Consider the following 19,625-nt stretch of genomic DNA (forward strand, 5'->3'; position numbering starts at 1 on the left):
TGCTCGGGAGGTTAGAAAAGGAAGTAGCGCTGCGCCATGGGCAGCACGTCCGCCGGTTCGCAGGTCATGTCCTCGCCGTCCACCGTCACCTGGTACGTTTCCGGGTCCACCTGGATGTCCGGCGTGGCGTCGTTGAACTTGAGGTCGGCCTTGGACAGCGTGCGGATCCCGGATACGGGCCGGATGACCTTCTGCAGGCCCAGCTCTTCCGGCACCCCGGCGTCGATCGCGGCCTGCGACAGGAACGTGATGGAGGACTGCTGCACCGCCTTGCCGAACGCTGCGAACATGGGACGCATGGTGCGCGGCTGCGGGGTGGGGATGGAGGCGTTGGCGTCGCCCATCAGGGCGTAGGCAATCTGGCCGCCCTTGAGTACCAGCTCCGGCTTCACCCCGAAGAACGCGGGGTCCCAGAGCACCAGGTCCGCGAACTTGCCTTCCTCCACCGAGCCGATGGAGTCGGCCATGCCCTGCGCGATCGCGGCGTTGATGGTGTACTTCGCCACGTAGCGCTTGATCCGGAAGTTGTCGCTGTCCTCGGAACCATGGGCACCGGCCGCGCTCTCCCCCCGGGGGTCCTTCAGCACCCCGCGCTGCTTCTTCATTTTGTCCGCCACCTGCCAGGTGCGGGTGATCACCTCGCCCACCCGGCCCATGGCCTGGGAGTCGGAGGAGGTGATGGCGAAGATGCCCAGGTCCTGCAGCACGTCCTCGGCGGCGATGGTCTCGGCGCGGATTCGGGAATCGGCGAACGCCACGTCTTCCGGGATGTCCGGGTTGAGGTGGTGGCACACCATGAGCATGTCCAGGTGCTCTTCGATGGTGTTCCGCGTGTACGGCAGCGTGGGGTTGGTGGACGCGGGCAGCACGTTGGGCAGCCCGGCGATCCTGATGATGTCCGGGGCGTGGCCGCCGCCGGCTCCCTCGGTGTGGAACGTGTGGATCACCCGGCCGCCGATAGCCCGGATGGTGTCCTCCACGAAGCCGCACTCGTTGAGGGTGTCCGTGTGGATGGCCACCTGGACGTCGAATTCGTCCGCCACCTTCAGGGAGTTGTCGATCGAGGACGTGGTGGAGCCCCAGTCCTCGTGGACCTTGAGCCCGATCGCGCCGGCCCGGATCTGCTCGGCGAGCGGTTCGACGGCGGACGCGTGGCCCTTGCCGAACAGGCCGATGTTGATGGGCATGCCTTCGGTGGCCTGCAGCATCCGCTGGATGTGCCATTTGCCGGGAGTGACGGTGGTGGCCTTGGTGCCTTCGGCCGGCCCGGTACCGCCGCCCACCATGGTGGTCACGCCGCTGGTGAGGGCCGTGGGCACCTGGTCCGGGGAGATGAAGTGGATGTGCGTGTCCACGCCGCCGGCCGTGAGGATCTTCCGCTCCCCGGCGATGATTTCGGTGCTGGCGCCGATCACAATGTCCACGCCGTCGGCGATCTGCGGGTTGCCGGCCTTGCCGATCTTGAGGATGTGGCCGTCCCTGATCGCCACGTCCGCCTTGTAGATGCCGGTGTAGTCCAGGATGACGGCGTTGGTGATGACGGTATCCGGAATTTCGGCGCCGAAACCAGTACTGCCGTCCCCGTCCCGGGTCACCTGGCCGTTCTGGCCCATGCCGTCGCGGATCACCTTGCCCCCGCCGAACACCACTTCCTCGCCGTACACGGTGAGGTCCTTTTCAATTTCAAGGAACAGTTCGGTGTCAGCGAGGCGGATGGCGTCGCCCGTCGTCGGGCCGTACAGGTCCGCATACTGCCGGCGGGTCAGTTCGAAGCTCATTTGGCGTCCCCTTTGCCGGAATCGGCCGTAGCCAGTGCACCGTTCACCGCGTTGCTGAGTCCGTACACCTCGCGGCTGCCCGCCAGTTCGATCAGCCTGACGGTCCTGCTGTCCCCCGGCTCAAACCGGGCCGCGGTGCCGGCCGGAATATCCAGCCGGCGGCCGTAGGCGGCCTTGCGGTCAAACTCAAGGGCGGCGTTCGCTTCCGCGAAGTGGTAGTGCGAGCCCACCTGCACGGGCCGGTCACCGGTGTTAACCACAACGACGTCGGCCGCCTCGCGTCCGGCGTTGATCACCACGGGCGTGGAGCCGAGGACGTACTCACCTGGAATCATCGCCTGCCCCTTAGCGGATCGGATCGTGGACAGTGACGAGCTTGGTGCCGTCCGGGAACGTGGCTTCGATCTGGACGTCGTGGATCATTTCCGGCACGCCCTCCATCACGTCCTCACGGGTGAGGAGCGTGGTGCCGTAGCTCATGAGGTCGGCGACGGTGCGGCCGTCCCGGGCGCCCTCGATCAGTTCATAGCTGATGATGGCCACGGACTCAGGGAAGTTGAGCTTCAAGCCGCGGGCCTGGCGGCGCCGGGCCAGGTCAGCGGCGACCACGATCATGAGCTTTTCCTGCTCACGGGGCATCAGATGCATCGGAAATCCCTTCAACGTACTGCTTTGTGACCACAGTAGGCCGGTCACGTTTCCGTGAGGTTTCCGGGGCCCGTCTCCCGGTTTCAGGGATGGCGGGAGACGGTGTGGCGGCCCTTAGCCTTCGCAATCAACGCAATAGGCGTGGCCGTTCTTTTCACGGGCGATCTGGGACCGGTGCCGGACCAGGAAACAGGAGTAGCAGGTGAACTCATCCTGCGCCTGGGGAACGACCTGGACCACCAGTTCCTCGGCGACGAACTCGCCGCCGGGGACCATGCCGTCGTCGAGCGCGTCGGTCTCATCCAGTTCCCGGACAACGCTTCGAGCATCGGGGGCGTTGGCGGACTGAAGAGCCTCGAGGGAGTTCTCCTGGGATTCCTTGACGTCGGATCGTACTTCGTCGTAATCGGTTGCCACTTGGGTGTTTCTCTTTTCTAATGTTCTTGACTGACGGGAATGCAACCTACACCATCGCACCCTTATTCCCGCGCCACCAGCGCGAAGTAAGTCGAGGTGGTGTAATGTTCGGCACGCCGGGGACAAAATCAGCCGGCGGGCGCCGCCGTGGAGTCCCTGACCACCAGCCGGGTAGCCAATTCTACGTGTGTTGATTCAAGGGCCTCCCCGCCGGCCAGCCGCAGGATGGATCGGAGCGCCGTCCGCCCCATCTCCTGCAGCGGCTGGGCCACGGAAGTCAGGCGCGGTACGGACTGTTCGGTGACGTCGGTCCCGTCGAAGCCCACCAGGCTGAGCTCGCCGGGAACGTTGATGCCCTGCGCGCGGGCTTCGTCCAGGACGCCCAGGGCGATCGCATCGTTGCCGGCAAAGATTGCGGTGGGCCGGTCCGCGAGGGCGAACAGCTGGCGCGCACCGGCAACGCCAAAGTAGCGCTGGAACTGGCCGGCCACAATATAGTCCGGATTGGCCGGGATGTTGTTGGCACGCAGGGCCGCCAGGTAGCCGTGGAGCCGGGCGACACTGCATTCTGCGGCCTCGGGGCCGCCCAGGAAGGCGATCTTCCGGTGCCCCAGGGAGATCAGGTGCTCGGCCGCCGCCTTGCCGCCGGCCCAGTTCGTGGCACCGACGCTGACGAACCCGGAGCGGGGCGGATTCAGCGGATCGATCACCACCACCGGGATGTTCCTGCGCCGGAAGGACTCCAGCTGGCCCGGAGTGATTTCGGAGGTCACCAGGATGAGGCCTTTCCTGCCCGCGTCGAAGAGCCGCTGGGACCACTGCTCGTGGTCCGTGTTCTTCAGCTTGTCCGGAGTCACGCTGCTCAGGACCACCTCAACGCCCTCCTCGGCGGCGCAGCCCACAATCCCGGACATCACCTCCAGCGAGTAGGAGCTGTCCAGCCCGTCAAACACCAGGTCCACGAGCACCGGGCCGCCTGACCTGACCCTGCGCTGCATCGGAGACTCGTAGCCAAGCTTGACGAGGGCCTTCTGGACCCGGGCGCGGGTTGCCTCCGCGACGTCGTCACGGCCGTTGATGACTTTGGAAACAGTGGGCGCGGACACGCCGGCCAGGGCCGCGACGTCAGCCAGGTTCAGCCTGGCCTTCGGTGTCTGTGCAGGCATCGTTGCAACTTTCTCGAAAAATTTCGGTAGCTGAAGTCTGCACCAACAGCAGCGCGAACGTCAATATTTGCAGGGAAACCCTTGACGCCGGGGTTGAAACAGGACTAGCTTCTATCTCAGTTCACGAATTAGTTGCGAAATATTTCGAAAACATCTGCTCATCGCTGGTGCCGCCCGACCGGCCGGCACCACCACCGGCGCCGCAATGCCGCGGCTCTTTTCAATGGAGATCAGAATGGAACCACGCCTTTCGTCACGCAGGTCATTTCTTGCCCTTGCAGCCCTCACTCCCCTCGCCGCCTGGACGGTGACCGCCTGCGGTACCGCGGGACCCGGCACGGCACCGGCCGGCGGCGCCACGTTCTGGTCCCTGACCGGGGAACCCAACGAATCCATCCGGAAAAAGAGCCTGGAGGCCTTCAACACCGCCAACCCGGATTCCAGGATCGTGGCCACGGTCTTCCAGAACGATGCCTACAAGACCAAAATCAAGACGGCCATCGGCGCGGGCCAGGCTCCCACCATCATCTACGGCTGGGGCGGCGGAACCCTGAAAACCTATGCCCAGGCGGGGCAGGTTGAGGACCTCACGGGGTGGTTCGACGCGAATCCCGACGTCAAGGCCAAGCTCTTCCCGTCCTCCTTTGCCGCGGCCACCGTCGACGGCAAGATCTATGCCGTGCCAACGCAGACCGTGGCGCCGATTGTCTTCTACTACAACAAGGAACTCTTCTCGAAGGCCAACGCCGAGCCGCCCAAGACCTGGGACGACCTCATCGCCCTGGCCAAGACCTTCAACGACATGGGCGTGGCCCCGCTGTCACTCGGCGGCCAGTCCCGCTGGACGTCCATGATGTGGCTGGAATACCTCCTGGACCGGATCGGCGGCCCGGACGTCTTCCAGGCGATCTTCGACGGCAAGGCCAACGCCTGGTCAGATCCGGCGGTGCTGGAAACCTGCGCCAAGATCCAGGAACTGGTCTCCGCCAACGGGTTCATCAAGGGCTTCTCCTCCATCACGGCGGACAGCAACGCGGACCAGGCGCTCCTGTTCACCGGCAAGGCGGCGATGATGCTGCACGGAGCCTGGACGTACGGGGGCATGAAGCACGACGGCGGCACGTTCGTCCAGGACGGAAGGCTCGGCTGGTTCGACTTCCCCACCGTCGCCGGCGGCAAGGGCGATCCCCTCAACACCGTGGGCAATCCCGCCCAGTACCTGTCCATCTCCGCCAAGGCGAGCGCCGCGGAAAAGGAAGCAGCCAAGAAGTTCTTCAAGGACGGCCTGCTGACCACGGATGAAATCACCGCCTACATCTCGTCCGGTGCCGTGCCCATCGTGCAGGGCATCGAGGACAAGCTCGCCTCCAGCGAGGACAAGGACTTCCTGAACTACGTGTACACGCTGAGCAAGAACGCGCCCAGCCTGCAGCAGTCCTGGGACCAGGCCCTCAGTCCCACGGCGGCCGAGGCTCTGCTGAGCAACATCGACCAGCTGTTCCTCAAGTCCATCACCCCGGCGCAGTTCGCCGACAACATGAATGCGACGCTTGGAAAATGAGCGCCGGAGCACTCACTGCCGGTGGAAGGGCCCGGGGCGGGTCGCTGGGCTGGATGGTCCTGCCCGCCCTCCTGTTCTTCGCGGTCTTCGCCGTCCTTCCACTCCTGGGCGTCGTTGCCCTGAGCTTCGCCAACTGGGATGGCATCGGCGCCATCAGCCTGGCCGGCATGGACAACTGGCTTGCCGTTCTCTCCGATCCCGTCATGTACAACGCGGTGTGGCTGACCTTCGTGATCATGGTGGTGTCCTGGCTGGTGCAGACGCCCATCAGCCTGCTGCTCGGCACCTTCACTGCCGGCAGCCAGAAGTACCGGGCGGTGCTGGCGGTGCTCTACTTCCTGCCGCTGCTGCTCTCCTCGGCCGCCATCGCCATTGCGTACAAGGCGCTGCTTGACCCCAACTTCGGGCTGGCTGAAGGCCTGGGCCTGCCGTTCCTGGCGCAGGACTGGCTCGGACAGCCGCAGCTGGTGCTGTTCCTGGTGATCTTCGTGATTGCGTGGCAGTTCGTTCCGTTCCACACCCTGATCTACCAGGGCGGCGTCCGGCAGATCCCCAAGTCCCTGTACGAGGCTGCCGAGATCGACGGCGCGGGCCGGATGAAGCAGTTCTTCTACATCACCGTGCCGCAGCTCAAGTACACGATCATCACGTCCTCCACCCTCATGGTGGTGGGATCACTGACCTACTTCGACCTCATTTTCGTGCTCACCGCCGGCGGCCCGGGCAACTCCACCAGGATCCTCGCCCTGGACATGTACCTGACCGGTTTCCGGGCCAACCTGATGGGCCCCGCCAGCGTCATCGCCGTCATCCTGGTGGTGGTGGGACTTGGCCTGGCCCTGCTGCTGCAGCGGCTGGGCGGCAAGAACGCCGGCGGCAGCCAGCTGGAAGGACTCTGACCATGAGCGCCACCCTCACGAAAGCAACGCCCGCGGCCCTGAAGCCCGCGGAGCCTGCGCCGAACCGCGGCCTCGGCCGCCGCTTCCGGAAACTGAACCTCCCCGGCGGCCTGGGCGGCTGGATCTGGCTCGCCGTCATCATCATTCCCATCTATTACATCGTGATCACCAGCTTCAAGAGCCAGGCGGGATACTTCAGCGAAAACCCGCTGGCACCGCCGTCGAACCCCACGGTGGACAACTACCGGATGGTCCTGGAAGCCGACTTCGCACGGTACTTCCTCAACAGCTCGCTGGTGACGGCGGGAGCCGTACTGCCCACGGTGCTGTTCTCCTTCATGGCGGCGTTCGCGATTGTCCGCGGCCGCGGGAAGTTCCTGAAGCTCGTCAACGGCCTGTTCCTGATGGGCCTGGCCATCCCGCTGCAGGCCACCATCATCCCGGTGTACCTGCTCATCATCCGGTTGAACCTCTACGACAGCCTGCTTGCCCTGATCCTGCCGTCCATCGCGTTCGGGATCCCGCTCACGGTGCTGATCCTGGCCAACTTCATCCGGGACGTGCCGGACGAACTGTTCGAGTCCATGCGCCTGGACGGCTGCAACGAATGGCAGACCATGTGGCGGCTCGCGCTGCCGCTGGTGAAACCGGCCATCGTCACCGTGGCCATCTACAACGGCCTGGGGGTGTGGAACGGCTTCCTGCTGCCGCTGATCCTCACCCAGAGTCCGGAACTTCGCGTCCTGCCGCTGGCGCTGTGGACCTTCCAGGGCCAATACAGCGTGAACATCCCCGCGGTGCTGGCCTCCGTGGTCCTCACCACCCTGCCCATCCTTGTCCTGTACGTCGTGGGCCGCCGCCAGCTGCTGAGCGGCCTCACAGCCGGCTTCAGCAAATAGACCTCAATGGAGAACACACCCATGAGCACGCCGCACAACGGAACGCCCGACAAGACGGCCCCGCCGATCCGCGTCGGCATGGTGGGCCACGCCTTTATGGGCGCCGCCCACTCGCACGCCTGGCGCACCGCACCGCGTTTCTTCGACCTCCCGCTAGTCCCCGAACTGACCGTCCTGGCCGGCCGGGACGGCGCCCGGGTCACCGCGGCAGCCCGCCGCCTGGGCTGGGCCGCCACCGAAACGGACTGGCGGGCACTGGTGGAGCGGGACGACGTCGACCTGGTGGACATCTGCACCCCAGGTGACACGCACGCGGAGATCGCCATCGCCGCACTGCGGGCCGGGAAGCACGTGCTCTGCGAAAAGCCGCTGGCCAACAGCGTGGCGGAAGCCGAGGAGATGACGGAGATTGCCGCCGAGGCTGCGGCGCGCGGCGTCTTCGCCATGTGCGGCTATTCGTACCGCCGCACCCCCGCCCTGGCCCTGGCCCGGTCTATGGTGCGGGACGGCAAACTGGGAACCATCCGGCAGGTGCGCGCACAGTACCTGCAGGACTGGCTTTCGGACGAGAACGCACCGCTGACCTGGCGGATGGACAAGGCGAAATCCGGTTCCGGCGCCCTCGGGGACATCGGCGCGCACAGCATCGACGCCGCCCAGTTCGTCACCGGGCAGAGCATCACGGGCGTCTCAGCGATCATGGAGACCTTCACCAGGGAACGTCCCGTGGGCGGGGACTTCGTGGGCCTCGGCGGGAACGGCGCGACGGGTGCCGGCGTCGAACGCGGTCCGGTGACCGTGGACGATGCGGTGATTTTCAGTGCACGGTTCGACGGCGGCCCGATCGGCGTCTTCGAAGCGAGCCGGGCGGCGCTCGGCAGGAAGAATGCCATGCGCCTGGAGGTGAACGGCTCGCGCGGGTCCGTCGCCTTCGATTTCGAGGATATGAACTACCTGAACTACTACGACGGCGGCAGCGGCGCCGATGCGGATTCGCTCGGCTTCCGACGGATCAACGTCACGGAGGCCCACCACCCGTACACCGGGAACTGGTGGCCGGTGGGCCACGGGCTCGGTTACGAGCACGGCTTCACGCACCAGGTGGTGGACCTGCTGACGGCCATCGGGGCCGGAACCCAGCCCACGCCGTCGTTCTCCGATGCGCTGCAGGTGCAGCGGGTGCTGGCGGCAGTGGAAAACAGCGCAGGCGGGGATTCCCGCTGGACTTCAGTGGACTGAGAGAAGGAAGAACAATGACCGCTACACAAAACGCTTTGGTGGTCCGGGGCGGCTGGGACGGCCACCAGCCCGTCGAAGCCACGGACCTTTTTATTCCGTTCCTCCGCGAACGGGGCTTCACCGTGAGGGTGGAGGAGTCGACGGCGGTGTACGCGGACGCCGCATACATGGCCGGGGTGGACCTGATCGTGCAGTGCAACACCATGACCACCATCGAGAAGGCCGAGTTCGAGGGCCTCCGCACCGCGATCCAGGCGGGCACCGGAATGGCGGGCTGGCACGGCGGAATTGCTGATTCGTACCGGAACAATTCGGACTACCTGCACTTGATCGGCGGCCAGTTCGCCTGCCACCCGGTCAAGGACCACGGCGAACTGCACGGGGACGCCACGGACAATTTCCGGACGTACACGGTGAACATGCTGCCGGCGGCGGCAGAACACCCGGTCACTGCGGGAATCGGCGACTTCGAACTGTTCACCGAACAGTACTGGGTGCTCTCCGACGACTACATCGACGTCCTCGCCACCACCACGCTGCCCGCCCGGGACAAGGACGCCTGGCACCGGGACGTGGTCTCGCCGGCGGTATGGACGCGTTCATGGGGCGAAGGCCGGATCTTCGTGGCCACACCCGGCCACAGCGTGGAGATCCTCAAGGACAACAACGTCCGCACCATCATTGAAAGGGGCATGCTGTGGGCCAGCCGTTAGGAACCACCGAATTGGAGTCGTCGTCTGCGTCACCGCTGCGGATCGGCGTGGTGGGCTGCGGCAACATCATCGCCGCCTACCTGGCCACGTTCCCGCGGCTGGACAGCGTCCGGCTGGTGGCCGTGGCGGACCTTGACCCGGCCCGGGCGGAGGCCGTGGCGGCCGGCCAGCCGGGGGTGCGTGCGCTGGGTGTGGACCAGTTGCTGGCGGACCCGGAAGTCGACCTGGTGCTGAACCTGACCATCCCGGGAGCGCACGCGGACATCGCCCTGCGGGCCGTCGCCGCCGGCAAGGCGGTGTACGGCGAAAAGCCGCTGGCCGCCACCACCGAAGAGGCACGCAAGGTGCTGGAGGCAGCGGCGGCGGCGGGCGTCGTCGTCGGCTGCGCACCGGACACGGTCCTGGGGACCGGCATCCAGACCGCCCGGAAGGCGATCGACGACGGCCGGATCGGCGCGCCGATCTCGGCGACGGCCACCATGGTGACCCCGGGCCACGAACGCTGGCATCCGAACCCGGACTTCTACTACGTTCCGGGCGGCGGTCCGCTGCTGGACATGGGGCCGTATTACGTCTCCGCGCTGGTGACGCTGCTGGGGCCGGTGGCGTCGGTGATCGGGGCAGCGAGCCATACCCGCAGTGCCCGGACCATCGGCACCGGACCGCGCGCCGGCGAGAGCGTTCCGGTCACCACGGACACCCACGTGACGGGCGTGCTGGTGCACGAATCCGGCGCGCTGTCCACGCTGGTGATGAGCTTCGATGCGGTGGCCACCCAGTCCGCCAACCTGGAGATCCACGGCGAAACGGGGTCGCTGGTCGTGCCCGATCCCAACCATTTCGACGGCGACGTGAAGCTCCGCAGCCTGGGCGGAGAGGGCTGGGAGGTGCTCCCGATCTCGGCCGGCTACGTGGATTCGGCCCGCGGCTTCGGCCTGCACGACCTCGCCACGACCCCGGCCGGCGAAGAGCCGCGGGCCGGCGGGCAGCTGGCCTTCCATGTGCTGGAGGTGATGGAATCCGTGCTGGAATCGGCGGCCCTGGGGCAGGCGGTGAAAGTGGCCAGCCGCTGCGGGCGCCCCGAGGCCGTGCCACTGACGGACGTCTGCAGCTAGGGTCCCGGGCGACGAAGTGGGGGCGAATCCGCGAGGCGGCGCCGCCGGCGTTTATTGTCGGTGCCTGCTGGGATGCTGTGGGTATGGATAGCAGGGCGGTTGCGGAGACGGTGGAGGCGATGGAGGCTTCCCTTGCTGCGTTGGCTGCTGTGGTTGGTCGCGGTGCCGGGGATGGTGCGTTGGCTGGTGCTGATCCTCTTCGGGATGAAGCGGACGCGTGCCTGGACGGTCTGGGCGTGGCGGGCCGGATGGAAGCCATGCTGGCGGGGTTGAAGGTGCATTTCGCTGCGGGGTATGCCCGCGCTGCCGCCGCCGTGGCGGTCCCGGCTGTTTCCCCGCAGGAGTGCACCGCCCGGGAAATGGCGGTGACGGCAGAGGTCGCGTGTGTCCTGACGGTGAGTGAAAGGGCGGCGGCGGCATTCCTGGCGGAGTCGGCCGCGCTGACCACGTCCCTGCCCTTGACGCTGTCTGCGCTGGGATCCGGGAGTATCTCGTGGCAGCACGCGCGGGTGATGTGTGATGAAACCGCCAACCTGGACAAGGGTGGCGCTGCTGCGTTGGAGGCGCATTTCCTGGACCCCGACGCTCCGTTTGCTGCGCGTGGCTGCCCGGCGGGGGAGCTGGTGCCGGGCAGGTTCCGGGCCAAGGCGCGCAGTTGGCGTGAGCGGCACCATCCGGTGGGCATCGAGGAGCGGCACCGCAAGGGCGTGGAGGACCGGCGGCTGGAGTATGTCCCGGACCGGGACGGCATGGTCTGGCTTTCGGCCTACGTGGCTGCGGATGTGGCAGCGGGTGTGTGGTCCCGTGCCACGGAAGCGGCGCGTGCCCTGCAGGGGCCGGCGGAATCCCGGACCCTGGCCCAGTTGCGGGCGGACGTTGCTGCTGACTGGCTGCTGGCGGGGGTGGTGGATGGCATCCCGTCACCGAGGGCGCAGGTTTTGGTGAGTGTTCCGGTGTTATCGCTCCTGGGCGCAGGCGAGGAACCGGCCACGCTGGACGGGTATGGTCCCGTGCCGGCGAGTATGGCCCGCCGGCTTGTCGGGGATGGCGCAGAGTCGTTCCTGCGGGTGCTGACCGATCCGCGGACCGGAGCACCCCTGGAGATCGGACGCGAGAGCTACCGGGTTCCGAGGGCGATGCGTCAGTGGCTGCGGCTTCGGGACGGCCGGTGCCCTTTTCCGGGTTGCAACAACTTTTCCCTGGATAATGAAGCGGATCATCTGCTGGCGTGGTCCGAGGGAGGCGGCACCGGGATCACGAACCTGGCCCAGCCCTGCCGGAGGCACCACCGCCTCAAACACACCACAGCGTGGAAACCGGTCGGTGCGACCCGGGACAAGCCGCCGGGCTGGATCTCACCGGCGGGACGGTCCTATCCGAGCGAACAACAGGAGTGGGAACCGCCACACTGGCCCGACCTTCCCGCCAACGCGGGCGACGACCAAGACCGGGAACCGCCTGACTGGCTGAATGTCCTTGCCAGTGCCGCCGGTCTCGATGAGACCGGGCCGCCACTACCGGCGGATCCCTTCCCTGACTGGGCACTCTTCATCGCGGCGTAAGGTGGACCCTCCACGGCAGCCACGGTCACCCGTGGTGACTAGTCAACGCCCTGGGGGCAACCGTTGTGGACGCGCGCTGCTGTCTGCAGCCGTCGCCTGCCGGTGCCGGCGGATCCGCCAGATGACCAGCACGCCGATTGCCACTGCGGCAACCACGACGGCGGCGGCGCTCCCGGCAGTGCGTGCCACCTCGTCGTACAGGTTGCCGGCCAGGTATCCCAGGGTCACGAAGAGGCTCCCCCACAGCACGCCGCCGGTGATGTTCCAGAGCGCAAAGCGGCGGTAGGGCATACCGCTCAGCCCGGCCAGGGCGGGCATCACGGCGCGGAAGAAGGCGGTGAACCGGCCCAGGAAGACGGCCGGGCCGCCGCGCCGCTGAAGGAACTCCTGTGCTTTCTCCAGCTGGGGGCGCTTCCGGTCAAAGATCTTCCGGGAAATCAGCCGGGGGCCCAGGTGCTTGCCGATTTCGTAGCCAACGGTGTCGCCCAGGACCGCGGCGGAGACCACCACCGCGATCATCACCGCGAGCGGGATGCCGCCCTTTCCTGCGATCACGCCACCCACCACGGCCGCCGTTTCGCCCGGGATGACGAAGCCTATGAAGAGGGCGTCCTCGGCGAAGACCAGGGCGAACACGACGCAGGTCACCAGCAGCGGGCTGGCGTTGAGGAGTCCGTCGAAGAATGCCTGCATCAGGAACAGTGTGGCAGTTGATGCGGGCAGGCGGGAACCTTGCCGGCGGGCGCCTGCCGCGGCAACGGCAGGGTCTCCTATGCTGGGGCCATGGGACCCTCACAGCAGCCGGGCACTAAGCCGATTCTCACCCTCACGGTGAACCCGGCACTGGACATCAGCACCTCGACTGAACGCGTCAGCAGCGGACATAAACTCAGGTGCGGGGCGAGCCGGCTCGATCCGGGCGGCGGGGGAGTCAACGTGGCGAGGGTCATCCAGCGGCTCGGCGGCCAGACGCTGGCGGTGTACACCGCAGGCGGCCCCACCGGGGAGGCCTACCGCAGGCTCATTGAGGCAGAGCGCATCCCGTCCCTGGCGGTTCCGATCCACGGGAGCACGCGCGAGGATTTCACCGTGGATGAGACGTCCACCGGGAAGCAGTTCCGGTTCGTCCTCCTGGGCCCGGAGCTCAGCGAACCGGAGTGGCAGGCGTGCCTGGACCGTGTTGCCGGAGCGATGCCAGTGGGCGGCTACGTGGTGGCGAGCGGCAGCCTCCCGCCGGGAGTTCCGGAGGACTTCTACGCGAGGATCGCCCGCCTGGCGCGCCAGGCCGGAGCGCACTGCGTTGTTGACGCCTCCGGGCCGGCTCTGACCGAGGCGCTTGGCGAAGGCGTGTTCCTGGTCAAACCGAGCCTCCGCGAACTGGGGGCGCATTTCGGCGCTGCCCTCGACAGTGAACAGGGCCAGGTGGACGCGGCATCCGCTCTTGTGGCTGCCGGGGCCGCGGAACACGTCGCCCTCACGCTCGGCGGGGCCGGAGCCTTGCTCGCTTCAAAGTCCGGCCTGATCCGGTTGACCGTGCCGGATGTGCCGGTGGTCAGCACGGTCGGGGCGGGCGACAGTTTTCTCGGCGCCTTTGTGCTCCGGCTCGCGCAGGGCCGCCCGCTTGATGCTGCTTTCCGTGCCGCCGTGGCAGCAGGAAGCGCCACGGTCATGACGCCTGCCACCGAACTCTGCCACCGGGCCGACGTCGAACGGCTGGAAGCCGAGCTGTCTGCTGCGGCCAGCTGAGCGGCGCCTTACAACCCGGCTTCGAGAAGGGATTTCAGCTTGGCCAGGTCCTTGCGCATGGCGCGGCGCATCATCGGCGCCATCACCAGCGCCGCTACGGCGGAGAAGCCTGCCGGCGTTCCGGTGTTGCGCAGGGTCATGCGCGTGCCGCCGCCGTCGGAATCGGTCCAGGTGTAGGTCGTCTCCATCGGGAAAGGCCCTTGGGCGGTGCGCATGACCAGCTTCCGGCTGGGGTCAAGCTCGGTGAATTCGTAGACGTATTCCAAGGTCTTTCCAAGGAACTCCGCCGTGAAGGCGACTTTGGATCCCAGGGCCACTGGGGGCGGCGTCTCCCAACTGACGGTCTTGATATTTGCGTACCAGGCCGGAGCGTTCTCCGGATTTGCCGCAAATGCGGCCACCACCGCGCGCGGTTGCCGGATCTCAATATCTGTCACTACATCAACCATGCCTACTGATTCCTTTCGAGCCACTTCGGCTCAGGCTACGGGACGCAGCCTGAATCAGCGGACTGTGCACCAGCCACGGGAACACAGCAAAAGGGCGGCGGCAACCCGTGCAGGTTGCCGCCGCCCCGACCGCCGGTTAGGCGGCCGCCGGTTACACGATGACTGGCTACGCGACCGCTGCGGGCTCCTTGACCTTCAGCGGTTCAATCTTGCCCATGACGAACAGGTAGTTGGCGGCGCCCACGAGGGAGACGGCGCCGATGACTGCCAGCGGAGCCACAAAGGACCCGGTCTGGTCCACCAGCACGCCGATCAGGATGGGGGTGAAGATGCCGGCCAGGTTGGATGCGAAGTTCTGCAGTCCGCCGATGGATCCGACGTGCCTGGAGCTCGGGGCAACATCCGCAGGCAGCGACCAGATGCCGGTCGCCGCGACCGTGAGGCTTGAGTAGGCAACGGAGAGCAGCGCCAGCGCCATCCAGGCTTCCGGAACGAGGGCGGCGAACATGATCACGGAGCCGCCGATCAGGCCGCCGGCGATGGTGGCCTTGCGGACCTTGGTGACGGGAACGCCGCTGCGTACGGCGCGGTCGGCCAGGTATCCGCCCAGCCAGCCGCACAGCACCGCGCAGATGCCGGGGATGGCACCGAAGAAGCCCAGCTTGAGCAGGTCGAATCCGCGTTCCTTGACGAGGTAGCTCGGGAAGAAGGTGATGAAGAAGTAGATGGCGCTGTTCAGGCAGAAGAAGCCGAACATCATGCTGAGGATGGTGCGGTACTTGAAGAGTGAGCGCCAGGGAAGCTTCGCAGCGTTGGCGTCGTCGCTGCCTTCGCCGCGGGCACCGCCTTCCTCGATGTAGGCCACCTCGGCCGCGTTGGCGCCTGGGTGCTCCTGCGGGCTGCGGTACACCTTCCACCAGACGGCGGCCCAAATAATGCCGGCGACGCCGATGATGATGAACACTGCATGCCAGGAGGTCAGCGCCACGATCAGGGTGACGATGGGCAGTGCGATCACGGCCCCCACGCGGGAACCTGAGTCCCAGATGCTGGTGGCGAACGCCCGCTCACGGACCGGGAACCAGGTGGCCACCACCTTGGCTGCGGTGCTGGGCGCAGGGCTTTCGCCGACGCCCAGGAGGAAGCGGGCAGCGAACAGGGACCAGAAGTTCGTCGCCGCGGCGGTCACCATCGTGAAGATGGACCACCAGACAGCCGCCAGCGAGAACGACCTGCGCGGCCCCACCTTGTCCACGTACCAGCCGGCCGCCAGCTGGCAGAAATCGTAGGCCCAGAAGAAGGCGGCAAAGATGAGGCCCTGCTGGGTGGCGGTCAGTTCGAAGTCCTTGCCCATGAAGGGCAGGGCAACGCTCAGGCTGGAGCGGTCCAGGTAGTTGATGCTCAACCCGATGAAGGCCAGCCAGATAATGACCCAGCGCTTCCGGGTCATGGTTCGGGGATTTTTGAGGGATGACGTACTGGCAACTTTACTTCCGAGCGCAGTCATGTGGTCTCCTTCGACGTAAACATGGCTTCGGGCGCCTGTGGCACCGGGGGAAGACACCGAAGATATCGATGCCAAATCATATAGGAATCGGGTTAATCATATAGAAAATGTGATGCGGATCAAGTCCCCCTCGAAAAAACCTCCGCACACCACCCGCCGGGGCGGCGGAAGGCCGGGTGGAATATGATTCCCCCAGCGACTCCAACCCGGACAACACCCAACCAGCACTAAGAGGTCAGCGCGTGCCCCCACGTCAGTCTTCCGATATCTCCCGAGGCAAAGCCGCCGTCAGCGATGTGTATTCGTCGATGCGCGCTTCCATCCTCGAAGGCGAAATCGCACCAGGCACCCGGATCAACATCGACGCCGTATCGCGGAGCTTGGGTGTGTCACAGACACCGGTGCGCGAGGTCCTGCAGCGGCTGGAGGGCGACAACCTGGTGGTCTACAACCCCGGCAAGGGCTACAGCACCACACCCCTGCTGGACCTGGCCGAACTGCGTTCCCTCTTTGAATTCCGGCTGCTGGTGGAGCCCTGGGCGGCACGCTCGGCAGCCGTAGACCGGCTGGCCAACCCCGCGGCCGCCCTCGAAAAGGAAATTGCGGCGTTCCGCGGCGCCATGAAGTCCGACGGCGACCTGCGGCAGGACCTGGTGGCCCACGACACCCGCTTCCACGACACGATCCTCGCCGCCGCCGGCAACACCGTAGTCCGCCACGCCTTCGCGCAGACCCACTGCCACCTGCACACCTTCCGCCTCTACCCGGCGGACGTCGACGGCGCCATCACCGTAGCCGAACATTCCGCGGTCCGCGAGGCCATCAAGGCCTGCCAGCCGGAACAGGCCGAAGCGGCCATGGCGGAGCACATCCGGAACTCCTTTGCCCGCTTCGCCCAGGCCTTCGAAGGCCACGCCGACCTCACGCCGCTGCAGGACAGCGGCCCGCCCAGGCGGCACATCGTGCAATAGAGCCAAGCCCCGGCCCCTCGGCCGGGGCTCTTTTTTGCCCCGGCACTTGATCTGGATCACAGTTCCTATATGATTATGTAAATTCATATAGGAAATCATGCACACCCTCCAGTTCAATCCGAGAGAAGAGATCCATGCCTTCCATCACTTCCATCACCACCCAGGACGTCCGCTTTCCCACGTCCCTGGAACTCGATGGGTCCGACGCGGTCAACGTTGACCCCGACTACTCCGCCGCCTATGTCGTCATCCGCACCGATGCGGGCGATGAAGGCCACGGCTTTGTGTTCAGCTGCGGCCGCGGCAGCGAAATCCTCACGGCGGCCATCGACTCCTACGCAGAGCTGCTCCGGGGCCGGGACATCGACGAACTGATCTACGACCTGGGCAACGCTTCGAAGCGCCTCATCCACGACTCGCAGCTCCGCTGGCTCGGCCCGGAAAAGGGCGTCACCCAGATGGCGGCCGGCGCGCTGGTCAGCGCCCTCTGGGACATCCGCGCCCGCCGCGAGAACAAGCCGCTCTGGCTGCTCCTGAGCGAGATGTCCCCGGAGGAGATCGTGGACGTTGTGGACTTCACCCACATCCGCGACGCCCTGAACCCGCAGCAGGCACTGGACATCCTCCGCGCAGGCCAGGACGGCAAGGCGGCCCGCATCGCAAGCCTCAGGGCGGACGGCTACCCCGCCTACACCACCTCGCCCGGGTGGCTGGGCTACAGCGACGAGAAACTGGTCCGGCTCAGCAAGGAAGCGGCAGCCGCCGGGTTCTCCATGATCAAGCTCAAGGTGGGCGGCGACATCGCCGACGACCGCCGCCGCATGGCCCTCGCCCGGCAGGCCGTGGGCGACCTGCCCATCGCCATCGATGCCAACCAGCGCTGGGAGGTGTCCGAGGCGATTGAATGGGTCAACCAGCTGGCCGAGTTCGATCCCTACTGGATCGAAGAGCCCACCAGCACCGATGACATCCTGGGACATGCGGACATCCGGAGGGGCGTCGCTCCGGTCCGCGTCGCCACCGGCGAGGCCGTGGCCAGCCGCATTGTGTTCAAGCAGCTGCTTCAGGCCGGCGCCATCGACGTTTTGCAGCTCGATTCCACCCGGGTGGGCGGCGTCAACGAGAACATCGCCAACCTGCTGCTCGCCGCCAAGTTCGGCGTCCCGGTGTGCCCGCACGCCGGCGGCGTTGGCCTCTGCGAGCTGGTCCAGCACTTCTCCTTCTTCGATTACGCCGCCATCACCGGGAGCCAGGACGGCCGCATGATCGAATACGTGGACCACCTCCACGAACACTTCGCCGAACCGGTCCGGATCGTTGGCGGACGCTATGCCGCCCCCGAACTGCCCGGCACAGGGGCCGAAATGATCAGCGCCTCCCGGACGCGCTGGGAATTTCCCGCCGGCGCGGGGTGGCTTGAAGTGGGAAACCGGGCCGCCGTCACGGGCGCCAGCCTGGCACCGGCGGGAGCCGGCCGATGAACACCACTGTGAGCGAACTGGACGCAGCCGTCGGGGCCGCCCACGCAGCCTTCGAAAAGGCCCGCCTGGCCAGCCCAGCCACACGGGCAGCCTGGCTGGACGCGGTGGCCGCCGGGCTGGAAGGCGACGCCGCGGCCCTTGTGGGCATCGCGGCCAGGGAAACCCACCTCACGGAAGTGCGGCTCCAGGGCGAACTGAAACGCACCGTCTTCCAGCTCCGCCTTTTCGCCGAGGAGATCCGCCGCGGCGAGCATTTCGACGCCACGATCGACCATGACGATGCCGCCTGGGGCATGGGGCCCCGGCCTGACCTTCGCCGGTATAACGTTCCGCTCGGCGTCGTCGGGGTCTTCGGGGCGTCCAACTTCCCCTTCGCCTTCAGCGTGATGGGCGGCGATTCCGCGTCGGCCCTGGCGGCCGGCTGCGCCGTCGTCCACAAGGCGCACGACGGCCACCGGGAGCTCGCGGTCCGGACCGCCGAAACGGTGACCGCCGCGCTGGAGGCCGCCGGGGCGCCGTCGGGCCTCTTCGCGCTGGTCACCGGCCGCGAGGCCGCGGAAGCCCTGGTTGACCACCCGCTGGTGAAGGCCATCGGGTTCACGGGTTCGACGGCGGGCGGCCGGGCACTGTTCGACCGTGCGGCCGCGCGGCCGGAGCCGATCCCCTTCTTCGGGGAGCTGGGCGGCATCAATGCCGTTTTCGTCACCGGCAGCGCCTGGTCCGCACGCCGCGAGGAGATCCTGGCCGGCTACGCCGGCTCCTTCACCCTGGGCATGGGGCAGTTCTGCACCAAGCCGGGCGTGCTGTTCGTCCCCGCCGGGCACACTGACGAGGTCCGGGACAGCCTCCGGAAGGCCCTCGAGGACTTCACCCCGGCGCAGCTGCTCAGCGAGCGGCTGCACGAAGGGTTCCGGCAGGCAGTTGCCGGGCTGCGGGACACGGCGGGCGTCCAGGTGCTGCTCGACGGCGATTTCGCCGAGACTCCGGCACCCACCGTCCTGCTGACGACCTCCGACGCGGTCCGCCGGAATCCCGGGATCCTCCGCCAGGAGATGTTCGGGCCCGCCAGCCTGGTGGTGCAGTACGCCGACGAATCCGAACTCGCCGCCCTTGCCGGGCTCCTGGAAGGCCAGCTGACCACCACACTTCAGGCGGAACCGGACGACGACGTCGCCGAGCTGGCCGGCAGGCTCGCGGACATCAGCGGGCGGCTGCTCTGGAACGGCTGGCCCACGGGCGTCACCGTCAGCTACGCCCAGCACCACGGCGGGCCATACCCGGCCACGACGTCGGGCACCACCTCCGTGGGAACGGCCGCCATCCGGCGCTTCCTGCGGCCGGTGGCCTTCCAGTCCTTCCCGGAGCCGCGGCTGCCGGAACCGCTGCAGGATGCGAACCCGTGGAACGTCCCGCAAAGGGTCGACGGCGTCTGGCAGCGGCCTGCCGGCCGGCAGGAGGGTCAGCTGTGACCGGG

At 66.9% G+C, this 19,625-nt stretch carries 19 protein-coding genes; 11 read left to right on the plus strand and 8 right to left on the minus strand.

Annotated features, from left to right (window positions below; all coding sequences use genetic code 11):
• Positions 1-11: 11 nt before the first annotated feature.
• The 5 genes from ureC to RW112_RS08165 all read right to left on the minus strand — a co-directional run bounded on the left by ureC (position 12) and on the right by RW112_RS08165 (position 4,009).
• On the minus strand, positions 12-1,778 hold the full coding sequence (gene ureC, locus RW112_RS08145) for an urease subunit alpha (protein WP_317781265.1): 1,767 nt from the start codon (positions 1,776-1,778) through the stop codon (positions 12-14).
• Positions 1,775-2,113 carry an urease subunit beta gene (locus RW112_RS08150; RefSeq protein WP_317781266.1) on the minus strand — a complete coding sequence of 113 codons (339 nt, stop codon included), beginning with the start codon at positions 2,111-2,113 and terminating at the stop codon, positions 1,775-1,777. The genes ureC and RW112_RS08150 overlap by 4 nt, the downstream gene beginning before the upstream one ends.
• 10 nt (positions 2,114-2,123) lie before the next feature.
• A complete protein-coding gene (locus RW112_RS08155) occupies positions 2,124-2,426 on the minus strand; it encodes an urease subunit gamma (RefSeq protein ID WP_317781267.1) in 303 nt (100 codons plus the stop codon).
• Between the two features lie 114 nt (positions 2,427-2,540).
• Complete coding sequence (locus RW112_RS08160) at positions 2,541-2,843, minus strand: DUF4193 domain-containing protein (RefSeq protein ID WP_305943170.1); 303 nt, start codon at positions 2,841-2,843, stop codon at positions 2,541-2,543.
• Between the two features lie 128 nt (positions 2,844-2,971).
• Positions 2,972-4,009 carry a LacI family DNA-binding transcriptional regulator gene (locus tag RW112_RS08165; protein ID WP_317781268.1) on the minus strand — a complete coding sequence of 346 codons (1,038 nt, stop codon included), beginning with the start codon at positions 4,007-4,009 and terminating at the stop codon, positions 2,972-2,974.
• A gap of 235 nt (positions 4,010-4,244) precedes the next feature.
• On the opposite strand from RW112_RS08165, the gene RW112_RS08170 reads away from it, so the two are divergent.
• From RW112_RS08170 to RW112_RS08200, 7 genes are all read left to right on the plus strand, one after another.
• Positions 4,245-5,570: an extracellular solute-binding protein gene (locus RW112_RS08170; RefSeq protein ID WP_317781269.1), complete on the plus strand. Its 1,326-nt coding sequence runs from the start codon at positions 4,245-4,247 to the stop codon at positions 5,568-5,570.
• Positions 5,567-6,469 (plus strand): sugar ABC transporter permease, encoded by a 903-nt coding sequence (locus tag RW112_RS08175; RefSeq protein WP_317781270.1) that lies wholly within the window; start codon positions 5,567-5,569, stop codon positions 6,467-6,469. Before RW112_RS08170 ends, RW112_RS08175 begins: the two co-directional genes overlap by 4 nt.
• Before the next feature lie 2 nt (positions 6,470-6,471).
• Positions 6,472-7,368, plus strand: a complete 897-nt coding sequence (locus RW112_RS08180; RefSeq protein WP_317781271.1) for a carbohydrate ABC transporter permease — start codon at positions 6,472-6,474, stop codon at positions 7,366-7,368.
• Between the two features lie 21 nt (positions 7,369-7,389).
• Positions 7,390-8,607 (plus strand): Gfo/Idh/MocA family oxidoreductase, encoded by a 1,218-nt coding sequence (locus RW112_RS08185; RefSeq protein ID WP_317781272.1) that lies wholly within the window; start codon positions 7,390-7,392, stop codon positions 8,605-8,607.
• A gap of 14 nt (positions 8,608-8,621) precedes the next feature.
• Positions 8,622-9,320 carry a ThuA domain-containing protein gene (locus RW112_RS08190; RefSeq protein WP_317781273.1) on the plus strand — a complete coding sequence of 233 codons (699 nt, stop codon included), beginning with the start codon at positions 8,622-8,624 and terminating at the stop codon, positions 9,318-9,320.
• A gap of 11 nt (positions 9,321-9,331) precedes the next feature.
• On the plus strand, positions 9,332-10,435 hold the full coding sequence (locus RW112_RS08195; protein ID WP_317781274.1) for a Gfo/Idh/MocA family oxidoreductase: 1,104 nt from the start codon (positions 9,332-9,334) through the stop codon (positions 10,433-10,435).
• An 83-nt stretch (positions 10,436-10,518) separates the two neighbouring features.
• A complete protein-coding gene (locus RW112_RS08200; RefSeq protein WP_317781275.1) occupies positions 10,519-11,997 on the plus strand; it encodes an HNH endonuclease signature motif containing protein in 1,479 nt (492 codons plus the stop codon).
• A gap of 42 nt (positions 11,998-12,039) precedes the next feature.
• Here the strand turns inward: RW112_RS08200 and RW112_RS08205 are convergent, their stop codons facing one another.
• Positions 12,040-12,690: a DedA family protein gene (locus tag RW112_RS08205; protein WP_317781276.1), complete on the minus strand. Its 651-nt coding sequence runs from the start codon at positions 12,688-12,690 to the stop codon at positions 12,040-12,042.
• Positions 12,691-12,780: 90 nt separating this feature from the next.
• On the opposite strand from RW112_RS08205, the gene RW112_RS08210 reads away from it, so the two are divergent.
• Positions 12,781-13,743, plus strand: a complete 963-nt coding sequence (locus RW112_RS08210; protein ID WP_317781277.1) for a 1-phosphofructokinase family hexose kinase — start codon at positions 12,781-12,783, stop codon at positions 13,741-13,743.
• Between the two features lie 8 nt (positions 13,744-13,751).
• Here the strand turns inward: RW112_RS08210 and RW112_RS08215 are convergent, their stop codons facing one another.
• Positions 13,752-14,192 (minus strand): SRPBCC family protein, encoded by a 441-nt coding sequence (locus tag RW112_RS08215; protein WP_317781278.1) that lies wholly within the window; start codon positions 14,190-14,192, stop codon positions 13,752-13,754.
• Positions 14,193-14,358: 166 nt separating this feature from the next.
• Positions 14,359-15,699, minus strand: a complete 1,341-nt coding sequence (locus tag RW112_RS08220; RefSeq protein ID WP_305943158.1) for an MFS transporter — start codon at positions 15,697-15,699, stop codon at positions 14,359-14,361.
• A gap of 242 nt (positions 15,700-15,941) precedes the next feature.
• Between RW112_RS08220 and RW112_RS08225 the strand changes: the two genes are divergently transcribed.
• The 3 genes from RW112_RS08225 (at position 15,942) to RW112_RS08235 (ending at position 19,620) form a co-directional block, all read left to right on the plus strand.
• On the plus strand, positions 15,942-16,670 hold the full coding sequence (locus RW112_RS08225) for a GntR family transcriptional regulator (protein ID WP_317781279.1): 729 nt from the start codon (positions 15,942-15,944) through the stop codon (positions 16,668-16,670).
• 134 nt (positions 16,671-16,804) lie between these two features.
• On the plus strand, positions 16,805-18,151 hold the full coding sequence (locus tag RW112_RS08230) for an L-fuconate dehydratase (RefSeq protein ID WP_317781280.1): 1,347 nt from the start codon (positions 16,805-16,807) through the stop codon (positions 18,149-18,151).
• Positions 18,148-19,620 (plus strand): aldehyde dehydrogenase (NADP(+)), encoded by a 1,473-nt coding sequence (locus tag RW112_RS08235; RefSeq protein WP_317781281.1) that lies wholly within the window; start codon positions 18,148-18,150, stop codon positions 19,618-19,620. The genes RW112_RS08230 and RW112_RS08235 overlap by 4 nt, the downstream gene beginning before the upstream one ends.
• Positions 19,621-19,625 lie beyond the last annotated feature (5 nt).

Source organism: Arthrobacter sp. B10-11, assembly GCF_033142195.1.
Lineage (GTDB): Bacteria > Actinomycetota > Actinomycetes > Actinomycetales > Micrococcaceae > Arthrobacter > Arthrobacter oryzae_C.

Bases quoted from the DNA above. Each gene is read 5' to 3' on its own strand.
- ureC (WP_317781265.1), bottom strand. From the start codon at position 1,778: ATGAGCTTCGAACTGACCCGCCGGCAGTATGCGGACCTGTACGGCCCG.
- RW112_RS08150 (WP_317781266.1), bottom strand. From the start codon at position 2,113: ATGATTCCAGGTGAGTACGTCCTCGGCTCCACGCCCGTGGTGATCAAC.
- RW112_RS08155 (WP_317781267.1), bottom strand. From the start codon at position 2,426: ATGCATCTGATGCCCCGTGAGCAGGAAAAGCTCATGATCGTGGTCGCC.
- RW112_RS08165 (WP_317781268.1), bottom strand. From the start codon at position 4,009: ATGCCTGCACAGACACCGAAGGCCAGGCTGAACCTGGCTGACGTCGCG.
- RW112_RS08170 (WP_317781269.1), top strand. From the start codon at position 4,245: ATGGAACCACGCCTTTCGTCACGCAGGTCATTTCTTGCCCTTGCAGCC.
- RW112_RS08175 (WP_317781270.1), top strand. From the start codon at position 5,567: ATGAGCGCCGGAGCACTCACTGCCGGTGGAAGGGCCCGGGGCGGGTCG.
- RW112_RS08180 (WP_317781271.1), top strand. From the start codon at position 6,472: ATGAGCGCCACCCTCACGAAAGCAACGCCCGCGGCCCTGAAGCCCGCG.
- RW112_RS08185 (WP_317781272.1), top strand. From the start codon at position 7,390: ATGAGCACGCCGCACAACGGAACGCCCGACAAGACGGCCCCGCCGATC.
- RW112_RS08190 (WP_317781273.1), top strand. From the start codon at position 8,622: ATGACCGCTACACAAAACGCTTTGGTGGTCCGGGGCGGCTGGGACGGC.
- RW112_RS08200 (WP_317781275.1), top strand. From the start codon at position 10,519: ATGGATAGCAGGGCGGTTGCGGAGACGGTGGAGGCGATGGAGGCTTCC.
- RW112_RS08205 (WP_317781276.1), bottom strand. From the start codon at position 12,690: ATGCAGGCATTCTTCGACGGACTCCTCAACGCCAGCCCGCTGCTGGTG.
- RW112_RS08210 (WP_317781277.1), top strand. From the start codon at position 12,781: ATGGGACCCTCACAGCAGCCGGGCACTAAGCCGATTCTCACCCTCACG.
- RW112_RS08215 (WP_317781278.1), bottom strand. From the start codon at position 14,192: ATGGTTGATGTAGTGACAGATATTGAGATCCGGCAACCGCGCGCGGTG.
- RW112_RS08220 (WP_305943158.1), bottom strand. From the start codon at position 15,699: ATGACTGCGCTCGGAAGTAAAGTTGCCAGTACGTCATCCCTCAAAAAT.
- RW112_RS08230 (WP_317781280.1), top strand. From the start codon at position 16,805: ATGCCTTCCATCACTTCCATCACCACCCAGGACGTCCGCTTTCCCACG.
- RW112_RS08235 (WP_317781281.1), top strand. From the start codon at position 18,148: ATGAACACCACTGTGAGCGAACTGGACGCAGCCGTCGGGGCCGCCCAC.